This is a genomic window from Kibdelosporangium banguiense (genome assembly GCF_017876405.1).
Classification (GTDB): domain Bacteria; phylum Actinomycetota; class Actinomycetes; order Mycobacteriales; family Pseudonocardiaceae; genus Kibdelosporangium; species Kibdelosporangium banguiense.
This window is the reverse complement of record NZ_JAGINW010000001.1, coordinates 8,914,394-8,936,223: the sequence shown is the minus strand read 5'-3', so window position 1 is coordinate 8,936,223 and position 21,830 is coordinate 8,914,394. Positions and strand designations below refer to the sequence as shown.

10 protein-coding genes are annotated in these 21,830 nt (G+C 66.3%); 2 read left to right on the top strand and 8 right to left on the bottom strand.

From position 1 onward, the window contains the following. Positions 1–162 precede the first annotated feature (162 nt). From JOF56_RS40565 to JOF56_RS40555, 3 genes are read right to left on the bottom strand one after another with little or no spacing between them, the layout of a single operon-like run. Positions 163–1,647 carry a CoA-acylating methylmalonate-semialdehyde dehydrogenase gene (locus JOF56_RS40565; protein WP_209644858.1) on the bottom strand — a complete coding sequence of 495 codons (1,485 nt, stop codon included), beginning with the start codon at positions 1,645–1,647 and terminating at the stop codon, positions 163–165. 8 nt (positions 1,648–1,655) lie between these two features. Next, entirely contained in the window at positions 1,656–2,510 is an 855-nt protein-coding gene (gene iolB, locus JOF56_RS40560) for a 5-deoxy-glucuronate isomerase (protein WP_209644856.1), read from the bottom strand. Further along, positions 2,507–3,376, bottom strand: coding sequence for a Cgl0159 family (beta/alpha)8-fold protein (locus JOF56_RS40555; RefSeq protein ID WP_209644854.1), 870 nt, complete (start codon positions 3,374–3,376; stop codon positions 2,507–2,509). Before JOF56_RS40555 ends, iolB begins: the two co-directional genes overlap by 4 nt. A gap of 127 nt (positions 3,377–3,503) precedes the next feature. On the opposite strand from JOF56_RS40555, the gene JOF56_RS40550 reads away from it, so the two are divergent. Continuing rightward, complete coding sequence (locus tag JOF56_RS40550; protein WP_209644852.1) at positions 3,504–4,268, top strand: GntR family transcriptional regulator; 765 nt, start codon at positions 3,504–3,506, stop codon at positions 4,266–4,268. On the opposite strand, the gene JOF56_RS40545 is transcribed toward JOF56_RS40550, so the two are convergent. The 3 genes from JOF56_RS40545 to JOF56_RS40535 form a co-directional block, all read right to left on the bottom strand. Continuing rightward, positions 4,265–6,055 (bottom strand): fibronectin type III domain-containing protein, encoded by a 1,791-nt coding sequence (locus JOF56_RS40545; RefSeq protein ID WP_209644850.1) that lies wholly within the window; start codon positions 6,053–6,055, stop codon positions 4,265–4,267. The two genes, JOF56_RS40550 and JOF56_RS40545, sit on opposite strands and share 4 nt — an antisense overlap. An 88-nt stretch (positions 6,056–6,143) precedes the next feature. Next, the gene (locus tag JOF56_RS40540; protein ID WP_209644849.1) at positions 6,144–8,558 is read right to left on the bottom strand and encodes a carbohydrate binding domain-containing protein; all 2,415 of its coding nucleotides are present in this window, start codon (positions 8,556–8,558) and stop codon (positions 6,144–6,146) included. Between the two features lie 15 nt (positions 8,559–8,573). After that, positions 8,574–12,074 (bottom strand): RICIN domain-containing protein, encoded by a 3,501-nt coding sequence (locus JOF56_RS40535; RefSeq protein WP_209644847.1) that lies wholly within the window; start codon positions 12,072–12,074, stop codon positions 8,574–8,576. A 166-nt stretch (positions 12,075–12,240) separates the two neighbouring features. Between JOF56_RS40535 and JOF56_RS40530 the strand changes: the two genes are divergently transcribed. Beyond that, the gene (locus JOF56_RS40530; protein WP_209644845.1) at positions 12,241–18,384 is read left to right on the top strand and encodes an RHS repeat domain-containing protein; all 6,144 of its coding nucleotides are present in this window, start codon (positions 12,241–12,243) and stop codon (positions 18,382–18,384) included. A gap of 6 nt (positions 18,385–18,390) precedes the next feature. Here JOF56_RS40530 and JOF56_RS40525 read toward each other — a convergent pair whose 3' ends face one another. Together JOF56_RS40525 and JOF56_RS40520 are read right to left on the bottom strand one after the other, a co-directional pair. Beyond that, on the bottom strand, positions 18,391–19,359 hold the full coding sequence (locus JOF56_RS40525) for an ArsR/SmtB family transcription factor (RefSeq protein ID WP_209644843.1): 969 nt from the start codon (positions 19,357–19,359) through the stop codon (positions 18,391–18,393). Positions 19,360–19,547: 188 nt separating this feature from the next. Further along, positions 19,548–21,809 carry a sialidase family protein gene (locus tag JOF56_RS40520; protein WP_209644841.1) on the bottom strand — a complete coding sequence of 754 codons (2,262 nt, stop codon included), beginning with the start codon at positions 21,807–21,809 and terminating at the stop codon, positions 19,548–19,550. Positions 21,810–21,830: the final 21 nt, after the last annotated feature.

The window sequence follows — 21,830 nt, the reverse complement described above, 5'->3', positions numbered from 1 at the left end:
GCCCGACCTATCGAGCCGAGTATCTGCCCGCCGGACGGCCGGCCAACCGCATCGACTACCTGCTGGTGTCCGGCCATCCGGTGACAAGTGCCGACCTGATACTCGCCGAACCGGCACACGGCGGCATCGGCTTCTTATCCGATCATCTCGCGCTGTGGATTCCTAGTTCGAGGTGGGGAAGTTGAAGGCGGCTTCGGTGTGGGGCCAGCGGGTGGTGACGACTTTGGCGCGGGTGTAGAAGCGGACGCCTTCGGGGCCGTGGATGGGGGAGTCGCCGATGAGACTGTCCTTCCAGCCGCCGAAGGAGTAGTAGGACATCGGCACCGGGATGGGCACGTTGACGCCGATCATGCCGACCTTGACCTCGCGCTGGAATTTGCGGGCGGCTTCGCCGCTGGAGGTGAAGACGGCGGTGCCGTTGCCGTAGGGGTTGGCGTTGATGACGGCGATTGCCTCGTCGATGGTGTCCACTCGGACGATGGCGAGGACGGGGCCGAAGATCTCTTCCCGGTAGGCGTCCATCTCAGTGGTCACATTGTCCAGAAGGGACGGTCCGACGAAGAAGCCGTTCTCGTGGCCGTCGACTGTCAGGCCGCGGCCGTCGACCACGACTGTGGCGCCTTGGTCCGCGCCGGATGCGACGGCCTTGATGACGCGTTCACGTGCGGCTTCGGTGACGACGGGGCCCATGTCGTTGGTTGCGTCGTCGCCGGGGCCGACCTTGACCTCGTTGGCCTTGCGTTCCAGGGTTTTGACCAGTTTGTCGGCGGCTGTGCCGACTGCGACGCCGACGGAGATTGCCATGCAGCGCTGGCCGGCGGAGCCGAACGCGGCCGCGGTGAGGTGGTTTGCGGCGTATTCGATGTCGGCGTCGGGCAGGACGACGGCGTGGTTCTTCGCGCCGCCGAGGGCCTGGACGCGTTTGCCGGATGCGGTGCCGCGCTCGTGCACGTAGCGGGCGATGGGGGTGGAGCCGACGAAGGACACGGCTGCGATGTCGGGGTGGTCGAGGATCGCGTCTACTGCAACCTTGTCGCCGTTGACCACGTTGAACACGCCGTCGGGCAGTCCGGCCTTGGCATAGAGCTCGGCGACCAGGCGAGAGGCGGACGGGTCACGCTCGCTGGGCTTGAGCACGAATGTGTTGCCGGTGGCGATGGCGATGGGGTGCATCCACAGCGGCACCATGATCGGGAAGTTGAACGGGGTGATGCCCGCGACCACACCGAGCGGCTGGCGGAAGTTGTGCACGTCCACGTCGCGGGAGACCTGGTCGGAGAAGCTGCCTTTGAGCGCGTCGGCGATGCCGCAGGCGTACTCGACGACCTCACGGCCGCGCACGATCTCGCCGCGGGCGTCGTCGATGACCTTGCCGTGCTCGCTGGAGATGATGCGGGCCAGCTCGTCCTCGTGTGCCACGAGCAACTCGCGGAAGGCGAACATCACCTTGACGCGCTGGGACAGTGAGGATTCTCCCCAGGCTTCGAACGCCTTGGCCGCGGCCGCCACCGCGATGTCCACATCGGACGTCTCGGCGAGCAGTACCCGAGCCTGCTCCTGGCCGGTGGCCGGGTTGAAGACCGGTGCGGTCCGGGTGGATCCGGCCGGGGTGGCGGCGCCGTTGATCCAGTGTTCGACCGTGTACACGCCTGCTCCTAGAGGTAGTGCCGCTGGGTCCGCCCGAGCGGGAGGCGGGGGTCGATGTCCTGGGACTCCCAGGTCTGGCGGACCCAGCCGTGAGCGGGGTCGTCGCAGATCAGCCAGGCACGCTCCTGACCAGGACCAGCCATGACGTTGAGGTAGTACAAGTCGTAGCCCGGGACAGCCATGGACGGCCCATGCCAGCCGTGCGGGATCAGCACGACATCGCCACTGCGGACCTCGGCGAGCACGTCGATCGGACGCTGTTCGGTGCCGTAGACCCGCTGATAGCCCATGCCGCCGTCGGCGACCTCGAAGTAGTAGATCTCCTCGAGTTCGGACTCGCCGTCTCGTGCCTCGTCATGCTTGTGCGGTGGGTAGGACGACCAGTTCCCGCCCGGCGTGAGGACCTCGCACACCAGCAGCTGGTCGGCGTCGAAGGTGTGCGGCAGGCAGTAGTTGTGGATCTGACGGCTGCAGTTGCCCGCGCCACGCAGCTCCAGCGGCACATTCTCTGCAGGGCCGTACCGGGCAGGAAGCCGTTTCCCGGTTTTCGCGGAAGGCAGCGCGAACCGGCCTGTGCCGGTGATCGTCACCTCCGCATCCCTTGGCAGATAAGCGAAATCAGTGATGCCGTCGAACACGCCGGTACGGCCGGTGAGCTCGAACGTCTCACCGTCGACCTCGACTGTGCAGCTGCCGGAGAGCGGCAGGACCAGGGCTTCACTATCCCCTGTGGACAGTTGCTGGGTGCTGCCGTCAAGGGACAGCACGCGCAGACCGGAGAAACCCCAGCCCGCGGACTCCGGCGTGACCACGAGATCGAACGGTCCTTCGGCGGTGCTGCCCGCCGGTCGATAGAGATTCACATTAACCCCACTGCGGTGTTGACGGCCTTGGCGACGTCTCCGTCGTGCGGATACAGCAAGGAACGGCCTACTACCAGCCCTTGCACGGTCGGCAGCGCAAGAGCCTCCTGCCAGGCGGCGAAGGCGGCGTCGGGATCTTTGACCTCGCCGCCCAGCAGGACTGCCGGCAGGGTCGATGAGGCGAGTACGCGTTCCATGTCGGCCACCACGGGCAGCTTCAGCCAGGTGTAGGCCGAGGTACGGCCTAGTCCGGAGGCGATCGTGATGGACTTGATGACGGCCTCGGGGGAGAGGTCGTTCTTCAAGCGGCCGTCGTCCCAGGTCGACAGGAACGGTTCGACCATCGCGATCAGCTTGCGCTCGGCCAGTTCGTTGACCGCCTTCGCGGAGTTCTCCAGCACGCTCGGGGTGGCTGGGTCGGAGAGCGCGATGCGGGTGAGCATCTTGCCGCCGTCGAAACCCATGCGGGCGATGGATTCGGCGTCGTAGCAGGCGAACCGGTCGTCGATCTCGAATGCCGAGCCCGCGAGCCCGGTGCGGTTCATCGAGCCGAACACGGTCTTGCCGTCGAGCACACCGAGCAACAGCAGGTCGTCGATGATGTCCGCGGTCGCCAGCACTCCGGTCACACCCGGGTGTTCCAGGGCGATGCAGAGACGGTCGAGCAGCCGGCCGCGGTCGGCCATTGCCAGCGGGTCGCCGCCGACGGCGTTCGCGCCGCGGGCCGGGTGATCCGCGGCGATGATCATCGTGCGGCCCTTGCTGTTGAACAGTGATTTCGCCCGTACCCGGTTCGCGGCCGCCTCGGCGATCGCCTCGGGGTCCCGTACCCGCTTGTCGACGATTCGCCGCACTGTGTCAGACACTCTGTGGTTCTCCCAGCTTGCGCAGTCCTCCCCGCCGGTACGACTCCGACGCTGCCACCCGCGAGCGAGTATGTCAAGACATATGGACATTAGGTCATTGTTGCTGGATGGCGGTAGGCTGCCCGGGATGAGCGCCAGCCCCGCCTGGGATCCGGCCCGCGAGATCGTGGTCGATCCGGGCAGTCCCGAGCCGATGTACTTCCAGGTCGCCAGGCAACTGCACGCCGCGATCGAGGACGGCAGGCTGCCCGCGGGCACGCGGCTGGACAACGAGGTGGATCTCGCGGCCAGCCTGCGGATGTCGCGCCCGACCGTCCGGCAGGCGATTCAGTCCCTGGTCAACCAGGGGCTGCTGGTGCGCAAACGCGGAGTCGGCACCCAGGTCGTGCGGACCAAGGTCTCCCGGCCGCTGCGGCTGAGCAGCCTGTTCGACGACCTCGCCACACTCGGCGGCACGCCGGAGTCCGTCGTTCTGCTCAACCAGGTCGAGCACGCCGGCTCCGACGTGGCAGACCTGCTCGAAGCACCCGGCCTCACGAGTGTCAGGAGACTCAAGAGGGTGCGATCGAGCGACGGCGAGCCGCTCGCGGTGATGAACAACTACCTACCCGACGGCATCATCGACCCGACTGACGACGAGTTGCGCGAAAAGGGCCTGTACCAGCTGTTGCGGTCCGCAGGCGTGCGGTTGCACGCGGCCCAGCAGAACATTGGTGCACGGCTGGCCACCGAACAAGACGCGGAACTGCTCGACGAGAAGCCAGGAGCGGCACTGCTGACAATGCAGCGCACCACCTACGACGACACCGGCCGAGTGGTCGAACACGGGTGGCACGTCTACCGGGCGTCGCGCTACTCGTTCAACCTGCCGCTGACCAACGGTCCGGCTTAGCCCGGGACTGACCACGTTGTGGTGGTGTAGCCCGGTGCGGCGTTCGGGTCTGTGCTGAAGGCCTTGACCTCGAGTTTGTGCGGGCCTGGCGCGAACGCGCCGCTGTTCAGCGCGATCCGCCACTGACCGGCGATGCCCGGGCCGTCGGCTGCGGTCGGGATGCCCGCAATGCGCTGGGTGTCCACGAAGATCTCGATCCCGGCGAGGCCTGCCTGCATGGCTGTGCCTGTGGCGGTGACTTCGACCACGACGCGGGCGCGGGACGCGAGCTGGTTGTTCTCGATCTTGTGGCCGGCTGCGTCCAGGAACGTCGTGCTCAGCGCTGCCACAATCAACCGGGGCCGTTCGGCGGGTTCGTCTGTCGGCTGGGCCTGGTCCGGGGACTGCCGCCCGGCTGGGTCCGGGATCAGTTCGACCTCGGCGTGCTGCACGACCGGGGAGATCGCCGGATTGGCACCGCGCACGGTCAGCCGTAGTTCCCGGCGATCGTCGGACAGGACAAGGGCGTCGGCCGGCAGGTCGGCGACGATCGGGAAGCGGAACGTCGGCGCGAAGGCGTGTCCGTCGACGGCGGGCCTTGCCGGGAAGACGCGCCCGGCGATCTCGACCGTGAACGGCATCATGGGTTCTCGCACGGTCGTGCGGACGGTCATCCGTAGCTGGCCGCCGAGCACTCCGGCCATCAGTTCGGTTTTCGGGCTCTGGCCCGGGTTGGTCGCGGTGATCCGGGGCGGCGCGACGAACACGGGTGTGTCCGCACTGGAAAGCCCGATCGCGTCCACTCCGATGTAGCTCATCCCGTTGGCCGGCCCGGTGAAACCGAACAGCGGGGTCGCGGAAGTCCACGTGGGCACATGAGCGCTTCCGGCGACTTTGGTGCCGTCACGCCACAACGACAGGCCGTCAGTGCGCAGGACGAGCTCCCACCTTGAGCTCAGGCTGGTCCGGTGCGGGATCGCGACCGGTTCGGCGCCGGGCAGCGTGACCGACTCCGGCGTGATCTTCACGCGCAGCGTCCCGGGTGGCAGGTTGTCGTCGATCAGGTCGGCTGGGCCGGGCACGAGATCCAGCAGCAACTCGCCCTCGACGGCCGGGCAGTCGGTCTCGATCATCACCCGGCCGAGCTCGCCGCCGATGTCCTTGAGCTGCAACGGAGTGCGTGACCGCAGGGCGACCGAGTCGTTGCCGCACGCGGCACTGATCACCAGCCTGCTGCTGTCGTCGCCGACACCACGCGACATTCGTGCGCACGAAGCGTTGTTCGCCAGTCGCCACCGCGCGGGATCGGGCACCACCCCGCCGTCGAAGTGATCGATCAGGGCGTATTTGCTTTCGTCCGGCCGGTTGTCCGAAGGGCGCTGCCGCGAGGTCGACGGGTCCGACCGTTGCCCGAAGGAATCCACCGCGCGCACTTGCACCTGATACTCGACGGAGTCCTCCAGGCCGTCGAACTGCACCGCGTTGTCGGCGATCAGCTGGTCGCGGATCACGCCGCCCTCGCCGCGCAACTGCACTTCGTAGCCGGGAGCTGTGTCAGCCCAGGTGACCTGCAACCGCTGTGGGCCCGGGACAAGCGTGAGATCCGCCGGTTTCTCCGGCCGGGGCCCTGGTTTCGGTATCAGTGCGCTCTCGCCGGCGAACTCGTTCACGGTGGTCTGGACCGGCGTGGGCGGGGGTGGTTTCCGCTCGTCCGGAGTGTCGGTGCTACGCAGCGCGATCACGGCACCGGCGACCAGCAACAGGCCCCCGGCGGCGAATCCCGCTCGACGCAGCAGTCGACGCTCCACCCGGCCACGCTAGGCGGAATGTGCCCCCGTGCACGGTTTCGTTGCCTTGTCGATATGCAATACGACCGGCAGCGGGGGCACAACCTTGCTAGCTGATCGAGTACGAGTACAGATCTCCTGCGGTGAGGTGGAATTTCAGCCGGAAGGGACCGCCGGTGGCGGGCAGTGTTGTGGTGGTCGCCCAACGGGCTGTCGTGCCGAGGGTGTCACCTGTGATCGGCGTGGCGTCCGCTGCCTGGTAGCCGGGCACTGGGACACCGTTGGCGTCAAGCAGTTCGACGCGAAGCTCGCCGGAGCCGGGATTGGCGTTCACCGTGACCTGTTTGCCCGTGGGAGTCAGCGTGCGGGTGGTGACGCTGCCGCCGCCGGGCGCGGCGTGGAAGGCCACGAACCGGTCCCGTTTCCACGTCAGCAGGCCGACCTTGCTGTTGCCGTTGTCCTTGCGGCACAGGCTCGGCACCTGGGCGGCCGAGCACGAATGCTCGCCCGCGAACGATCCATAGTAGAACCGGACCTCGTCGCCGGTGGTCACCAACGACGTCCCGCCCATCTGGAATCCCCAGTCCCACGAGTCGATGCCCCGGTCGGTGACCAGCGAGTCGCGCACCGGCCGGCTCCAGTTGACCAGATCCTGGGAAGCCACCAGTTCCAGGTGGGCGCGGCCGATGTCGACGCCGGGATTGCCGTTCGGGGCCGGTACCTGGGTGATGTCGAACATCCACGGCACACCGAGATACTGCTCGCCGTACCGGATCCCGGGCATGCCGTAGATCTCGGACACCGCGTCCGGCCTGCCCGGGTTCGCGGCCGCGACCTTCTCGTTGTCCAGCACATCGGTGCCGAGCACGTACCGCGGTGACGTCCAGTGCACGAAGTCTGTGCTGTACGACAGCCAGATGGTGCGGGGACCGTACGGCGCCTTGTCAGGGTAGTTCTTGGTCATCGCGACGTAACGGTTGCTGACCGGGTCGTAGGTCGCGTTGGCGACGTCGTAGCCGGGTAGCACCGAGGCGCCTGAGTTCAGGGTCTGCCAGGTGATGCCGTCCCGGGAACCAGCGGCGTAGTAGTCACCGTCGGTACCGACAGCCTTGGGGTAGAGCATGTAGTACCGAAGGCTCGACGGGACTGCCGGGTTGAACTTCGGGTTCTCCACCACGCCGCCCGGCCCGTAGTCGAACACCTGCTTGGTGCCGTACCGGGTCCATTTCACGCCGTCGGTGCTGGTCGCGTATCCCGTTCCGGGTGCGGCGGCGTACCACATCTTCCACGTGCCGTCGGGGTCACGCAGCACGGTCCCGCTGACTCGTGGGTTGGCGTCCCAGGTTCCGCGGCCCAATACGACCCCATTGTCCCCATCCGGCAGTGCGGGATCGCCCTTCGGTGTGCCCTTGATGCCCTGGCGGGTCATGCCTGTGTAGGACTCGACTCGGTGATCACCAACAAAGAGAACGCTTCCGGTTCCCACTGGTGTCGCATAGGGAGTGTCGCGATCGGACTTGATGGCCACGTCATCCCAGACCGTGCTGCCGGTCGCCTCGATGGCGCTGTAGATCCGGATGGTCGCCGAGGTGGCGTCCGCCGGTGCCTTCTTGGCCACCGCCAGCGGCCGCCAGCCGGAACCCGCGGTCAGATCCTTGTGTGTTTTGTACGATTCCTCAGTGGATCCGTCCGCCCGGCGGTATTCCAGGTACAGCGATCCGGCTAGGCCGTCGACAATCCGGGTCTGGACAGTGACTGTCAGCGTTTCCCCACCCGAGATCGGCACGGCCTTGCTGAGCGCGGTCACCGCGTCGTCGTCGCTGTTGTCGTCTGTGCGCAGTGCCCGATTACCCGTGTGTACGGGTGAACTCACGAGTTTCGCGGCACCGGTCACGGCCCAGGAGGTTGGTTTCGGGGTTTCCCGTAAGGCCTCGAAGTCACCGTTGGGCACCTTGTGGATCGGCAGTGGCGCCGAGTCCAGAGTGATATCGTCCCAAACGGTGCTGCCCACGCCGCCTTGCTTGCTGTAGAGCAAAACCGTTGCGGTCACCGCGTCGGACGGTGTGATGCCGCTGACTGTGACAGCTTGCCAGCCGGTGCCCGCAGCGAGATCCTGGCTGGTGGTCGCGTCGTCGATCCGCGAGCCGTCCGCGCGCCAGTACTCCAGGTACAGCGTTCCACTGTTCTGGTCGACCCGCTGCGCCCACGCACGCGCGGTGAGCATTTCGCCGGGGACGACGGCCACTGAACGCGCACGGACAGAGATCCCGTCAGTCGCGCTGCTGTCGGTGACCTTGAGAGCCTGACCACCGCTGTGCACGGGTGTGGTGACCAGCGACGCGGCCCCGGCTGGTCCGTCACTCGCCCATGCGGCAAGGCCGGGTTCCTCGAATCCCGGATTGGCTATGAGTCGTGCGGTGCTCCAGTCGGCCGCCAGTGCGACCGGCGGGGCTGACTGCACTGCGATCAGCCCGCCGGCCAGCAGGCTGGTGGCGAGCAGACCGCGTTTGAACAGATCGGGCAAATCCGGCTCCTTGTGTCAGGCTTCGGGACGTAGGTAGAACTGCTGACTCGCTTTGCCTGTGACACAGGCGTTCTGGTTGATCGCGGCCCCGGCGGCCGTGCTCGCGGATGCTACATCGAGACATTTCTCGCTGTGCACGATCCTCGGCTGCACGACCACGTCGACTCCGCTTCCCTCCACATAGTCCAGCCGGAACTGCTGGTTGGGCTGAGGAGTGCCCGGCGGCCCGCAGGTCCACTGGTGCACGACCGTGTTGTCGGCCTGCTTGCTGCTCTGGACGTCCAGGCACTTCGAGCTGTGCTGGGCCTGGACGGTGAAGTAGTCCGAAGCGCCGACCCGCACGATGGTGAACTGCTGGTATTTCGCGCCGGTGACACAGTCGGCCTGGTGTAGCGGTGAGCCATTGGTCGTGTTGTTCGCGATCTCCGCGCATTTCTCGCTGTGCTTGGGATACAGCCGGTACGCGCGGCCGGGCTCGATCACGAACGGTGTCTTCGTGTCGCCGATCTGGCCCTGCCAGCCTGCCTGCTTGTCAGTGAATGCGGTTCCGGTCGACACGAAGGTGTACATCCGGCGGTTGCCGTTGCCGGTCGCGGACAGGGCGGCGACATCCGCCTTGCCGTCCCCGGAGAAGTCCCCGGCGGCGAGAACCGCCTGAGTGGCGTCGAACGAACTTCCCGACCACCACACGGAGTTCGTCCAGGTGCCGGCGTTCGCGGTGAGCACGCTCAACTGGGCGGTCGCGCTGCCCTTATCAGTCATGACAACGATCTCGTCATGCGCGTCACCGTTCACGTCCGCAGCAAGGAAAGTCGCTTTTGCCTGGTCCAGGTTCCCGGCCCCGCTGTCCCATTGCTGGACCGGCGCGGCGAATCCCGTTGCGGTGGCGTAGTGCACCCAGAGCTTGGTCTGCGCGGCGGTTCCGCGTAGCTGACCGATATCCGCACGGCCGTCGCCGTCGAAGTCACCAGCGACGTAGCTCGCGGTGGTCACGTTGAGTCCACCAGCGCCACTGTCCCATTGCAACACTGGTTCGCTGAATCGTCCGCCGTTGGCCGTGTGCACCCAGAGCTTGGTCTGATTCCCCGGATATCCTTGGAAAACACCGATGTCGTCGTCCGCGTCGCCGTCGAAGTCACCTGAGACCACCCGCATGTAAGACAAGTGGTACGCCGTTGTGGTCCACTCCGGATCGCCCAGCGCGATGAACCTGTTCCCGTCCGACTGCAGGAAGTACAGGCGTACCTTGCGATCCGGGTCCTCACGGAACACGGCCAGATCACCGCGGCCGTCGCCGTCGAAGTCACCCCGGACCGACGCGGTGCGATACGCCGGGAAACCGCCGTTCGCCCCACTGTCCCAGCCGATGTACCCGCTGGTCAGCCCGGATCCCGTGGCAAGGAAGTTCCACGCGGCGGTGCGGCCGTCGCCTTGGTCGAGCATGACAGTGACGTCGGAGCGGCGGTCGCCGTTGGTGTCCCCGGGCACGGGTGCGGTCGTGATCGCTCGCGGTATCGCGGTGATGCTGCGGGATGCCGAGTTCAGGCTGGAATTGCCGGCCCGGTCCATGGCCCGTACGTACAGCGTCCGGCTGATCCCCAGCGTGCCGCCGGGGGAGTCGGGCCACAAGGTCACCGGGACTGTCGCGTGACCATCAGCCTCGGCACCGGCCCACATGGACAACCGATCCTGCTGGAAGCCGTATTGATACCCGGCGACGTCGGTGTCCGCAGTGCTGCGGGTGAACGTCACTGTCCCGGTTTCACCAACCGAGCGAACCGCTGTGCCGTCCGGATAGTCGGTAGACGTGATCGACGGTGTGCCAGGCCTGGCCATGTCGACGGTGAAATAACATCGGGTGCTGTCGGTCCCGTTGAGCGCGGCATCCTTGGCTCTGGCCCGATAGTTGAACACCGTGCCGGGCTGGTCGCCGGGCAGCACTCCGGACGGCAGTTGGGGCCAGGCGAACGCCGCCCCGGAACCGATCGGCGGGGTGGTCAGCGTCCTGATCACCTTGTCCCCGTTGAGGATCTCCAGCGTTCCGGACACGTTGTCCCCATCCGGGTCGGAGATCACGGCGGAGAACGCGGGTGTGTTGGTTCCCAACGCAATCGGCTCGGTCGTGGTGCCGCACGGGCTGGCGGGCACGGTGGTCACCTTGGCCGGTGTCCGCGGCTTGGTGTTGTACTCGACGTTGATCCTGGCCGTACTCGGGTAGAAGTACTTCCAGTAGTTCTGATCTGTCTCGTGTGCGCTGGGAATCCTCAGGCCGAGCGTGATGGTGTCGCCGCGGTTGGTGGCCACGGACTGGACCGCGTTGGTCAGCGCGGCGGAGGAGAACTCCATCGGCATGTCGGGCTGCGGGCATGAGGCCTCGTTGGCCTTCCCGCTTGAGGTGGCCAGGTTGGTCAGCCAGTGGCCCGCGGAGTTGCTCCAGGTCAAGGCGTTGGCCGGGTTGATCGCCTTGGTGTGCCAGAGCTCGACCGCGGTCGCGGCACAGGCCGCCGAATGGTCCAGCGTGACCGAGAACCAGGCCCGGGTGACTTGCGAGCCGGCGATCTGCCCGGCGGCCATCTGGAAGAACGACCGGTAGCGTCCGGTCACGCTGCCGTAGACCTCACCGACCTTGGCGCGTTTGGAATCCTTGCTCGTCCAGTACGAGGCGTTCACGTCTGCGCCGTTGACGTAGGTCCACGTGTTCTGCAGGGCGCTGTACGAGGGATCGATGTACACCGGGAAGACCGTGTCGGGCGCGGTCAGCAGCTGCCGGTCCGGCACGATCTCCAGCTCGTCCTTCCGAACGGTGAGAGCCATCGCGCGGTGCTTCGGCGTGACCCGGATGCCCGGCGGCACATCCCTGGGCTCGGACTCCCACATGCTCGGCGCGCCCGAGTTGAAGACGACCCGGCCGGTGTCGTCGACCGCGGTGGTCGACCCTTCGGGCCCGGCCACGATCATCAGGCCGTCGGCCGACGTGCCGTACTTGATCGATCCCAGCGCCGGATTCGCCGCCGCGGCGGCGTTCTTGACCACCAGAAGCTGCGAGAATCCGTCCGAGTCGGCCCGGACTTGAAGGTCCACACCGGACAGAGCCTCGGGATACGTCGCGGTGTTCCCATCCAGGACAGGGATCGGCAGGGCGCTGGGCCACGCAAGCGACAGCCGTTTTCCGTTTCGTTCCAACCTCACCAGGGGATCGGTGCCGCCGCCGGACAGTCGTAGTCCGGTGACGGTGGCCGCCGGGCTGATCGAGCCGTCGGGGGCGCGGGTCAACGTGGTGTCGATCGGTACCCAGCCCGCGCCTTTGCGTGCCCGCACTGGGCGTGCGTACTGCTCCATGGTCTTCGTGCCGGACGGGTTCGCGAAGACCTGTGTGGTCTCGGTACGCAACTCGGTGAGCTCGACCGGCTCTGGCGGGTCATCCGGCGGAACCGGTTGCGCCACCGCCGTCCCGCCGAGCGAGGCCATGAAGGCGCAGGTCAACAGGACGGACAAGGCGGATCTGGGAAAAGGCATGCGAAACCTCACTCACCGGGCGGCCGCCTGAACGGTAGGACCGCCGATGATCCATCCGGAAGCATTTGCACTGACGCGAGAATGCTGTCGGGCCTGGGATTGCTGGCCATAGCCTCCGCAACCGCCCGCTATGAGCGCGCGTTGGTCGATGCCCAGGAGGCACCGAATGAGACCCTTACCGCCCACCCGGCTGATCGCTGGGGTCGTCGGCCTCGCGCTGGCGATCAGTCCGATCGTGGTCACCCCGGCATCGGCCGCGGCCGCGCCGGCTTTCCAGCCGCACCGCGAGAGCCCGGTTTCCGGTGAGAACATCCAGCCGATGCAGCCCGGCCCGAACGCCGCCGCAGCGGCTTCACAGACCGGTACATCATCGGTCATCTGGCCGAAGCCCGCCGCGGCCGAGGTGACGCTGACGTCGACCGCGGCGCTGGCGGGCAGCAGTGTCCGCGCGGGTGACCTGCCCGTGTGGATCGGCCGGTCGGCAACAGCGCCGGACAAGGTCAACGTCGAAGTGCTGCCACAGCGCCTCGAAGGACCGGTCCTGCGGATCAATCGCACTGACGGCGCCAAACAGGCCGGGGCAGTGTCGGTGGAAGTCGACTACTCCGGTTTCGCCAAGGCCTACGGCGGCGACTGGGCTCTTCGCCTGAAGCTGGCTTCGGTGCCCGAGTGCGCGTTGACCACGCCAGAACGTGACGAGTGCGCTGCGGTTCCGTTGCCAACAAAGAACAACGGATCCGGCAAGCTCACTGCGCAAGCCACCGCGTCCGGCCTTTACACCCTGCTGGCAGCCGAATCTTCCGGTGGCGGGGACTACAAGTCGTCGTCGCTGGCACCGTCGGCGACGTGGGCTGCCGGCGGTTCGTCCGGCGACTTCACCTGGAACTACCCGATGACAGTGCCACCGGCAGTCGGCGGACCAACGCCCGACCTGGCCTTGTCGTACTCCTCGGGCTCCATGGACGGCCGCACCTCGGCCACCAACAACCAGCCGTCCTGGGTCGGTGAGGGCTTCGAGTTCAGCCCCGGCGGCTACATCGAACGGCGGTACGTCGCGTGTTCGTCCGACATGGGTGCTGGCGCCAACAACACCAAGAAGACCGGCGACATGTGCTGGCGCACCGACAATGCCACGTTCTCGCTCAACGGCAAGGGCGGCGAGCTGATCCTGGACACCGCAACCGGCGTGTGGAAGCCGAAGAACGACGACGGCACCAAGGTCGAGCGGCTGACCGGCGCGGACAACGGCGACCAGGGCACCGCGGGCAAGGACGTCGGCGAGTACTGGAAGATGACCAGCCGCGACGGCACCGAATTCTACTTTGGACTCAACAAGCTGCCCGGCTGGACCACGAACGCCGAGCAGACCAAGTCTGCGTGGACGATGCCGGTGTACGGCAACAACGCCAACGAGCCGTGCCACAAGACCGCGTTCGCCGACTCGTACTGCAACCAGGCGTGGCGCTGGAACCTGGACTACGTCGTCGACCGGCACAACAGCACGATGAGCTACTTCTACAATACCGAGACCAACAACTATGCCCGGGAGCTGACCGCGAGCAAGGTCTCCGGTTACGTCCGTGCGGGCAACCTGGCACGGATCGACTACGGCCAGTTCGACGGGCAGGCCTACACCACCAAGCCCGTCGGTCAGGTCGTGCTGACCACCGCGGACCGGTGCAGGCCTGGAACCGCAGCTGCGGACTGCGTTTCGTCCAAACCGGACAACTGGCCAGACACGCCATTGAACCAGGCCTGCACGAGCACCACCAGTTGTCCCAACAAGTTCTCGCCGACCTTCTGGACCCAGAAGCGGCTCGCCGAGGTCAAGACGCGGGTCATCGTCAACGGCACCACCAGGGACGTCAACAAGTGGACGCTCGCGCAGAGCTACCCGTCCACCGGTGACGGCACCCGCGACGGCATGTGGCTCGCCTCGGTCCAGCACACTGGCCTGGCTGCGGGCTCGGTGGCGTTGCCTCCCACCACGTTCGACGGCGCCCAGATGGCCAACCGCGTGGACGCCACCAACGACTCGGTCCCGCCGATGAACTGGTGGCGGGTCAACAAGATCATCTCGGAGAGTGGTGGCCAGATCGCGGTCACCTACGAACTGCCGGAGTGCCTCCCGACCGGCGTGCGTCCGGCACCGGACACCAACGAGATGCGATGCCAGCCGCTTAAGTGGACTCCGGACACCCCGGACAACGCAGGCAAGGAACGCACCGACTGGTTCCACAAGTACGTCGTCAAGACGGTCACCGAGACCGACCTGACCACCGGCGTGGTCGCGGAGAGCACTGAGGTCGAGTATCCGCGCAAGCCGGCCTGGCACTACGACCAGGAGGACGGCCTCGTCCCGGCCGAACGCAAGACGTGGTCGCAGTGGCGAGGGTATGACCTGGTGCGGGTGCGTAAGGGCAACGCGGCCGGCTCGCAGTCGATGACCGACACGCGGTACTTCCGTGGCATGGACGGTGACAAGCTCACCAGCGGCACGAAGCAGGTCGACGTCATCGACTCGAAGAACGGCAAGTGGCGCGACAGTGATCCACTGACCGGCACCGAGCGCGAGGAGATGACCTACGACAAATCGGGCGGCATCCTGATGTCCCGCTCGATCTCAGACCCGTGGCTGTCGGCCGCGACCGCGACCCGAATCGCCACCTGGGGCACCACTCAGGCCTTCCGGACCGGCGAACAGCGCTCGCGTCAAGGACAGCTGCTGTCGGACGGAACCTGGCGGGAGACCGGCAGCGACAACATCTACGACGACCGTGGTGTGCTGGAGAAGTCCTTCGACTTCAAGAACATCGCCACAGCCGACGACGACCAGTGCACCACCTACAGCTATGCGGCCAAGGGCTCGACCGATCTGGTGGAGTTGCCGTACCGCAAGCAGGTCGCCAAGGTCGGCTGTGACAAGCCGGTGACACAGAACGACATCAAGAGCGACGACCGCACCTACTACGACGGCAACGACACGCTCGGAGCGCCGCCCACCAAGGGCGACGTGACCAGGGTCGAAGAGCTGACCGGGTTCGACAACGGCACCCCGAAGTACGTCACGACGAAAACCGCGACCCACGACGCCTACGGCCGCGCCCGGGATGTGTACGACGTCGACAAGCGGTTGAGCAGAACGACATACACCCCGGAAACCGGTGCGCCGACGACCATCTCGGCCACCAACCCGCTCAACCAGACGACGGTCACCGACGTGGATCCGGCCTGGGGCGCGGATCTCGCCATCTCGCTGCCAGGCAACCGCAGGACCAAGAAGGTCTACGACGCGCTGGGCCGGGAGACGCAGGAATGGAAGCCCGGTGCGGATCCGGCCACCCGGCCGGCCGACGAGATCACCGAGTACCTGTTCCGCAACAACGGCGCGAACGTGGTGATGAGCAAGGACCTGCAGGCCGACGGCAGCTACGACACCGACTACGAGCTGTACGACGGCAACATGCAGCTGCGGCAGACCCAGGCGCCCGCGCCGGGTGGTGGCCGTACGATCATCGACCACATCTACGACGCCAAGGGCCTGGAGGTCAAGCGGAACGGGCCGTACATCAACGACGCGCCGCCCGGGTTCGAGATCTTCAAGCCGGTCGAGAGCGAGCTGCCGGCCCAGACCGTCACCGAGTACGACGGTGCCGACCGGCCGACCGCGTCGATCTTCAAGGTCAAGGGTGCCGAGAAATGGCGGACCACCTACCGGACGACCGCCGACCGGTACGACGTCGACCCGCCCGACGGAGAGACGCCGACGACCCAGCTGCTGGACGCCGACGGCCGGGTCACCGAACTGCGCCAGTACAAGGGAAACACCTTCGACGGCGACTACGACAAGACGAGTTACACCTATGACGACGACGGCAACCTGCTGAGCATCACTGACCCGGCCGACAACGTCTGGCGCTACAGCTACGACCTGCGCGGCCGGAAGATCACCAGCGATGACCCGGATCTCGGGCACGTCGAGTACAGCTATGACGACGCCGACCGCGTGACATCCACAAAGGATGCTCGCGGCACGGTTCTGGTCAACACCTACGACAACCTCGGCCGGAAGACCGCGGTGTACGAGGGATCAGTCACCGGGACCAAGCGTGCCGAATGGACATTCGACACCGTCTCGGCTGGAATGCCGGCCTCGTCGACACGCTACTTGAACGGCGCGGCGTACAAGACCGAGGTCACCGGGTACGACCCGACTGGCAAACCGACGGGCAACCGGATCACGATTCCGGCGTCCGAGGGCAAGCTGGCCGGAACGTACGACTTCGCCACGACCTACACCCCGCACGGTGAACTCAAGACGCAGACCCTGCCCGCGGTGGCCGGGTTCGCTGAGGAGACGCTGACCTACGGGTACAACGGTTTCGGTCTGCCGACCACTTTGGACGGTAAGACTTCCTATGTGAAGGGGACGACGTACACACCGTACGGTGAGATGGAGAGCGCCACGCTGTCCACCGGCGGCAAGGCGGTCAAGCAGACCTTCGAGTACGAAGACGGCACGCGAAGGCTGAAGAAGTCGGTGGTGCAGAGCGACTCGAGCGCGACCGACCTGTCCAACGCGACCTATAGCTACGACGCCGCCGGCAACGTCCTGAAGGTCGCGGACACAGCCGAGAACGACACCCAGTGCTTCGGCTATGACTACCTGCGCCGGCTGACCAGCGCGTTCACGCCGCAGAACGGCGATTGCGCCTCAGCGGTCCAGGGCGGTCCGGCCCCATACGCGCTGAACTGGACGTTCGACAAGACCGGCAACAGGTCCAGCGAGGTCAAGACCACCGCGGACGGCAAGTCGACCACGTCGGTCTACGCCTACCCGCCCGCAGGCCAGCCGCAGCCGCACACCCTGCGTTCGGTCACCACGGGCAACAAGGTGGATTCCTACGCCTACGACAAGTCCGGGAACACCATCGCCCGCAAGGGACAGGCCCTCGAGTGGGACGCGGAAGGCAAGCTGGCCAAGGTCACCGAGAACGGCAAGACCACGTCCTACGTCTACGACGCCACCGGTGAGCGGATCATCCGGCGTGACGACACCGGCACGACCCTGTACCTCGGCGCCACCGAGGTACGTCTTGGCTCCAGCAACACACTGTCCGCGGTCCGGTACTACAGCCATTCCGGCCACGTGGTGGCTGTGCGTAACGCGGACGGGAAGGTCAACTGGATCACGGCGGACCGGAACAACACTGGTCAGCTCGCGATCGACGCGGACACGCAAGCGGTGCAGCGCCGTCGGATCACTCCGTACGGTGACCTGCGCGGTGCCGCACCGTCGAACTGGCCTGGCGAGCGAGGGTTCGTCAACGGCGTCAACGATCCGAGCACCGGGCTGGTGCATCTGGGCTCCAGGGAATACGACCGGTCCACGGGCCGGTTCATCTCGGTCGACCCGGTGATCGACGAGATGGACCCGCAGCAGCTCAACGGGTACGCCTACAGCAACAACAGCCCGGTCACCTACGCGGACCCGGACGGCGAGTGGGGCTTCAGCCTCAAGACCATCACCAAGGTCGTGTTCCAGCCGATCGTGAAGACGATCATCCAGCCGGTCACCGTGATGATCACCAGGTACACCCCGGTCGTGATCGACTCGGTCCGCAAGTTCATCGCCGACCCGATCGCGGTGACCAAGAGCGTGCTCAAGAAGATTCCGTCGATCAAGAAGATCGTGCAGACCATCCGCAAGGTCGTGCACAACGCCGGCAACTCGGTGCGCAAGTTCTACAAGAAACACATCGAGCCGAGGATCGAGGCGACCAAGAAGAAGTGGGACCGCTTCAGGAAGGCCGCCGCGACCAACCTGAAGAAGGCGGCCAAGGCCACCTGGGAGGGCACCAAGAAGGCAGCCAAGTGGGTCGGCAAGGAGAGCATGCCCGGCGGCAAGGTCTGGGGTGCGGTGAAACTCGGTGTCGGCGTGGGCGCCATGTTCGGGTGCGTGCCGTGTGGTGCGGTCGCCGCGGGTATGAGCGCGGTCGACATGGTGGTGGCGCTCGCGGATCCCAAGGGGCCGCAGTGGGGCACCGCCGCGATCGAAGGTGCCGGTGTGCTGACCTTCGGGATGTCGAAGAAGTTCGAGATGGGTCTGAAGGCGGCCCGCGCGGGTCAGTTCAGCAGTGCGGCCGAGTTCGGCCAACGCGGCAGATCGACCCAGCGGTTCTATCAATCCGTGGTCAAGAACGAGCTGGGGCTGAGCATGCTCAGGATCCCCGACGCGACGCTGCTCGCCTACGACGCGATCAAGTACAACCTCAAGGGCTTCTCGCCGACCGTGGCCAAGCTCCCCTGAGGCCGTTCAGGCGGACGGATCCGCAAGCAGCAGATGGCCTTGTGAGGTAAGCGAATGCAGCACTGACTGGCCATTGCGCCGGCTCGTGACCAGGCCGGCAGACCGCAACACCGCGGTCTGCCGGCTGGCCGTCGATACGGTCGTCCCCGTCCGTCGAGCCAGATCGCTTGTGGTGCAAGGACTCTTGGCGATCGCCTCGAACACCTTGGCTCTGGTCGGGCCAAGCAGAACCGACAGCGGGCGGGGTGTCTCCGCAGACCGCGACCAGCCCATCTCGTGACTGATCGGATACACCAGGGCGGGTTCGAACGCATCGTCGCGGAACGTCGTCGGCGTGCCCATGCAGAAGAACGAAGGCACCAGACGCAGGCCTCTGCCCTTCAGATGCAGCTCGCGGTCGACCGAGTACGCGATCTCCAGGACCGGGTACTGCCAGCGAGCCGACGGGTGCAGCCCGCGCAGCACCGCCTCCAGGCCACCGTTGGCGAGCAGTGCGGTCTGCCTGGCACGTTCCCGTTCCACCGCGGTCCGCACTTGCGGCCAGTACGCGGCCAGACAGACATCGAAGTAGTTCACGACGGCCTTGCCGAGCTGCCGCATCGTGTCGGGCCGTCCAGCGCTGAGATCCGCGGTCCACGTCGGCAGCCGCCGCTCGTCCGCCAGCGTGGCCACATCGGTGAGCAGCCGCCGCCTCGGCGTGCTGAGCACGGCGGATACCCCCTCGTTGAGGGAGATCACGTCAGGCATCGGGGTGAGGAAGTCCGCGTAGTACCCGGACATGGGCACCAGATCGGTCAGCATCCGCGTGGACGAGGGCACCTTGGCCACGGTCGCACGCCGCCACTCGTCGAAGACCATACCGCTGTCACGTTTACGCAGCCGATGCAGGCTCAGCACGGTCTCCCACATCGGCTGCGGCGCTGCGGAGATCCTGGTTCTCGTCAGATCGTCAGGAGTGAAGAAGATTTTCAGCACGACACCCGCCAGTACCGGTCAGAGGAACCACTGCCAGCCTGCCCCCAGGCTTCGTTCGTCCCAAAGACTAGGCCGTCGGTCAAGACTCGATCAACAACAGGTGATCTCAGGTTCGCTGAGCTGCAAGTACCTGTGGGCGTCGTGGCGATCCGTGGAAGAGCCAGGCCCTTCCACGGATCGGATCATCCTCAGCTGTTGCTTGTGTAGACGTCGTCCACGATGAATGTCTCGTCGGCGTCAGGTGTGCTGCTGGCGGAGAACTCGTGCCCGGTCAGGTTGCTGGTCGCGCCGTCGGTGCGGGGCGCGGTCCCGATCGTCACGCCGTTGACTGTGACGGTGGCCTGAGTCGTGGTGGCCCTGACCTTGATGGTCGACCACAGGGCGGTGGACGGATCGAACGCCCGTCCGGTGCCGACCTGCTTCCATCCGTTGGAGTAGTAGCGGATCGTGCCGTCGGACCAGAGTGCGAAGTGGTAGGCCTGTTGCCGCACACCGTTGACCGGTGTGCCCAGCAGGTCGAACAGCATGCTCGAGGCAGGGCCGGCCGTCCGCCACTGCTGCGGACGGAACCGGAATTCCACCGTCTTGACGGCGCTGGACGAGTCGACCCGGCGCACTGCGGGCCGGTGCTGGGAGGTGTCGTCCCTGATGAACAGCGCACGGCTGCTGCCGCTGCCACCCGTCGCGGTCGTGACCCACACGCCCTGGTGGCCCTTGCCCTGATCGTCCACTGTGTAGTCCAGGGAGTACCCGCGGGGAATGCCGTTGACCGGGTCGTTCTCGAACGAGTCCACGTCGTTGGCGAACAGTTCGACCTCGTTGAGCATGCTGCACGGCGCGGCCACCCCAGGCGGGCAGTACGACGCGGCACCGGTCACCACCCGCACGTACTGGGCTTTCCTTGGCGTGACGGAGGCATACCGCAGTGCCTGGCTTTCCTGGTTGTTCACTGTGTACCAGTCCTGCCAGGCGTCGCCCGCGTCCAATTTGGTCTGTACGGTCGCACTCTGCGTACCGCCGAGCGCCAGGCTCAGACCGACCTTGGACAGCGTGTACTGACGGTCGAGGGCCATGTCGAACGTGCCCGAATCGCCTTGTTTGATCGCGCTCGACCACAGTTCGGTGCTGCCGTCGACCGCGCCGCGCAGGCCTGTCCTGCTGTGCCCCGCGACCGCGGCCAGATCACCGCTCAGCTGCGCCTTCCCGGCGAGGTCGATCTTGCCCGTGTCGGCGGTCAGGATGTCGGCCATGACGCGTTTGATCTGGAACTCCGTGGTACCACCGGACATCGGGGCGTTGTGCCAGGTGCACTTGTTGTAGTGCGCGCCCTGGAAGGTGATGGCGTGACAGCTGTCGGCCAGCAGTACGGCGCGGTTGGCCTCCGTCCAGGCGAAGTCCGCGTTGCCGCTGGTGCCCTCGTTCAGGTTCTGCGGGTCGTTCTTCGAATGGTTGTCGTAGAACATTTTCTTGATGTTCCACGAGGTGCCTTTGCCGTCGTAGGACAACGCGATGTGGTTGTCCGGCCGGCCGGCGACCAGGGCCAGGATCCCGTTCGGCAGCAGCGCGAGCCGGGGGTTGATCCGGCCGAAGGGGCGGTTGCCCGCGGAGTCGGCGGCGAACTCGGGGATCGCCCGCAGCGCACCGGTCCAGTTCTCCCCGAGGTCGGTGGACCGCTGTATCCACAGGTTGTCGTAGGTGGACGACCGGCTCACCGCCAGCAGGTCCCCGTCGGAGTTCAGGGCGATGGTCGTCTCGGAGTAGGTACGAGCGGACGTGCCCTGGGCGATCGTGTTGCGTAACGTCCAGGACTGCCCGGCGTCGGTGCTCTGCATGAGCAGCGCGGAAATGCCGCCGGTCTGCAGGTTCGCGTACCCCGCCATCAGCAGCGGCCCGTTGGGCACCTGGATCATCGACGTGGGATAGAAGTTGGCGCTGTCGGCGAGGAACCTCTGCGGCGCGATGTTGACCGGCGCGGTCACCGTGGCCGGGAACGTCGCACCGTCATTGCTCGAGTAGCGCATGACAAGACGGCGCTGCTGCAACGAATCCGAGGTCTGGCCAAGGAACTGTGCGTCGATGACCCGGCCGTCCATGAGCCTCGCGCTGGCTTCGAACCCCTGCTGCGTGGATGTGCTGAATGTCTGGCCGCCGTCGGTCGAGACCAGTTGACCGTTCTGCGAGGAACCGTCAGCGTCGTAGTGGTTGACGTACCCGCCGAACACGGATCTCGTCGGAGACGCGGCGGTCCCCGAGTCGTAGGCTTCCGCGGTCGCGTACCACGTCGGCGGGTCCCCGGCCGGGTTGTAGGCGACGGAGTCCCCGCTCAGGAGCAACGCCGGCGAGGTCGGTGACGCCCCGGCTATCTCCGTCCTGGTCGCCCCCGCCGCCTGCGGCACTTGGCTGACGGTGCCCAGCATGACCACTGCCACAAGCAGTGTTCTCTTGCGCATCTACGCATCCCCGTTCTTGGT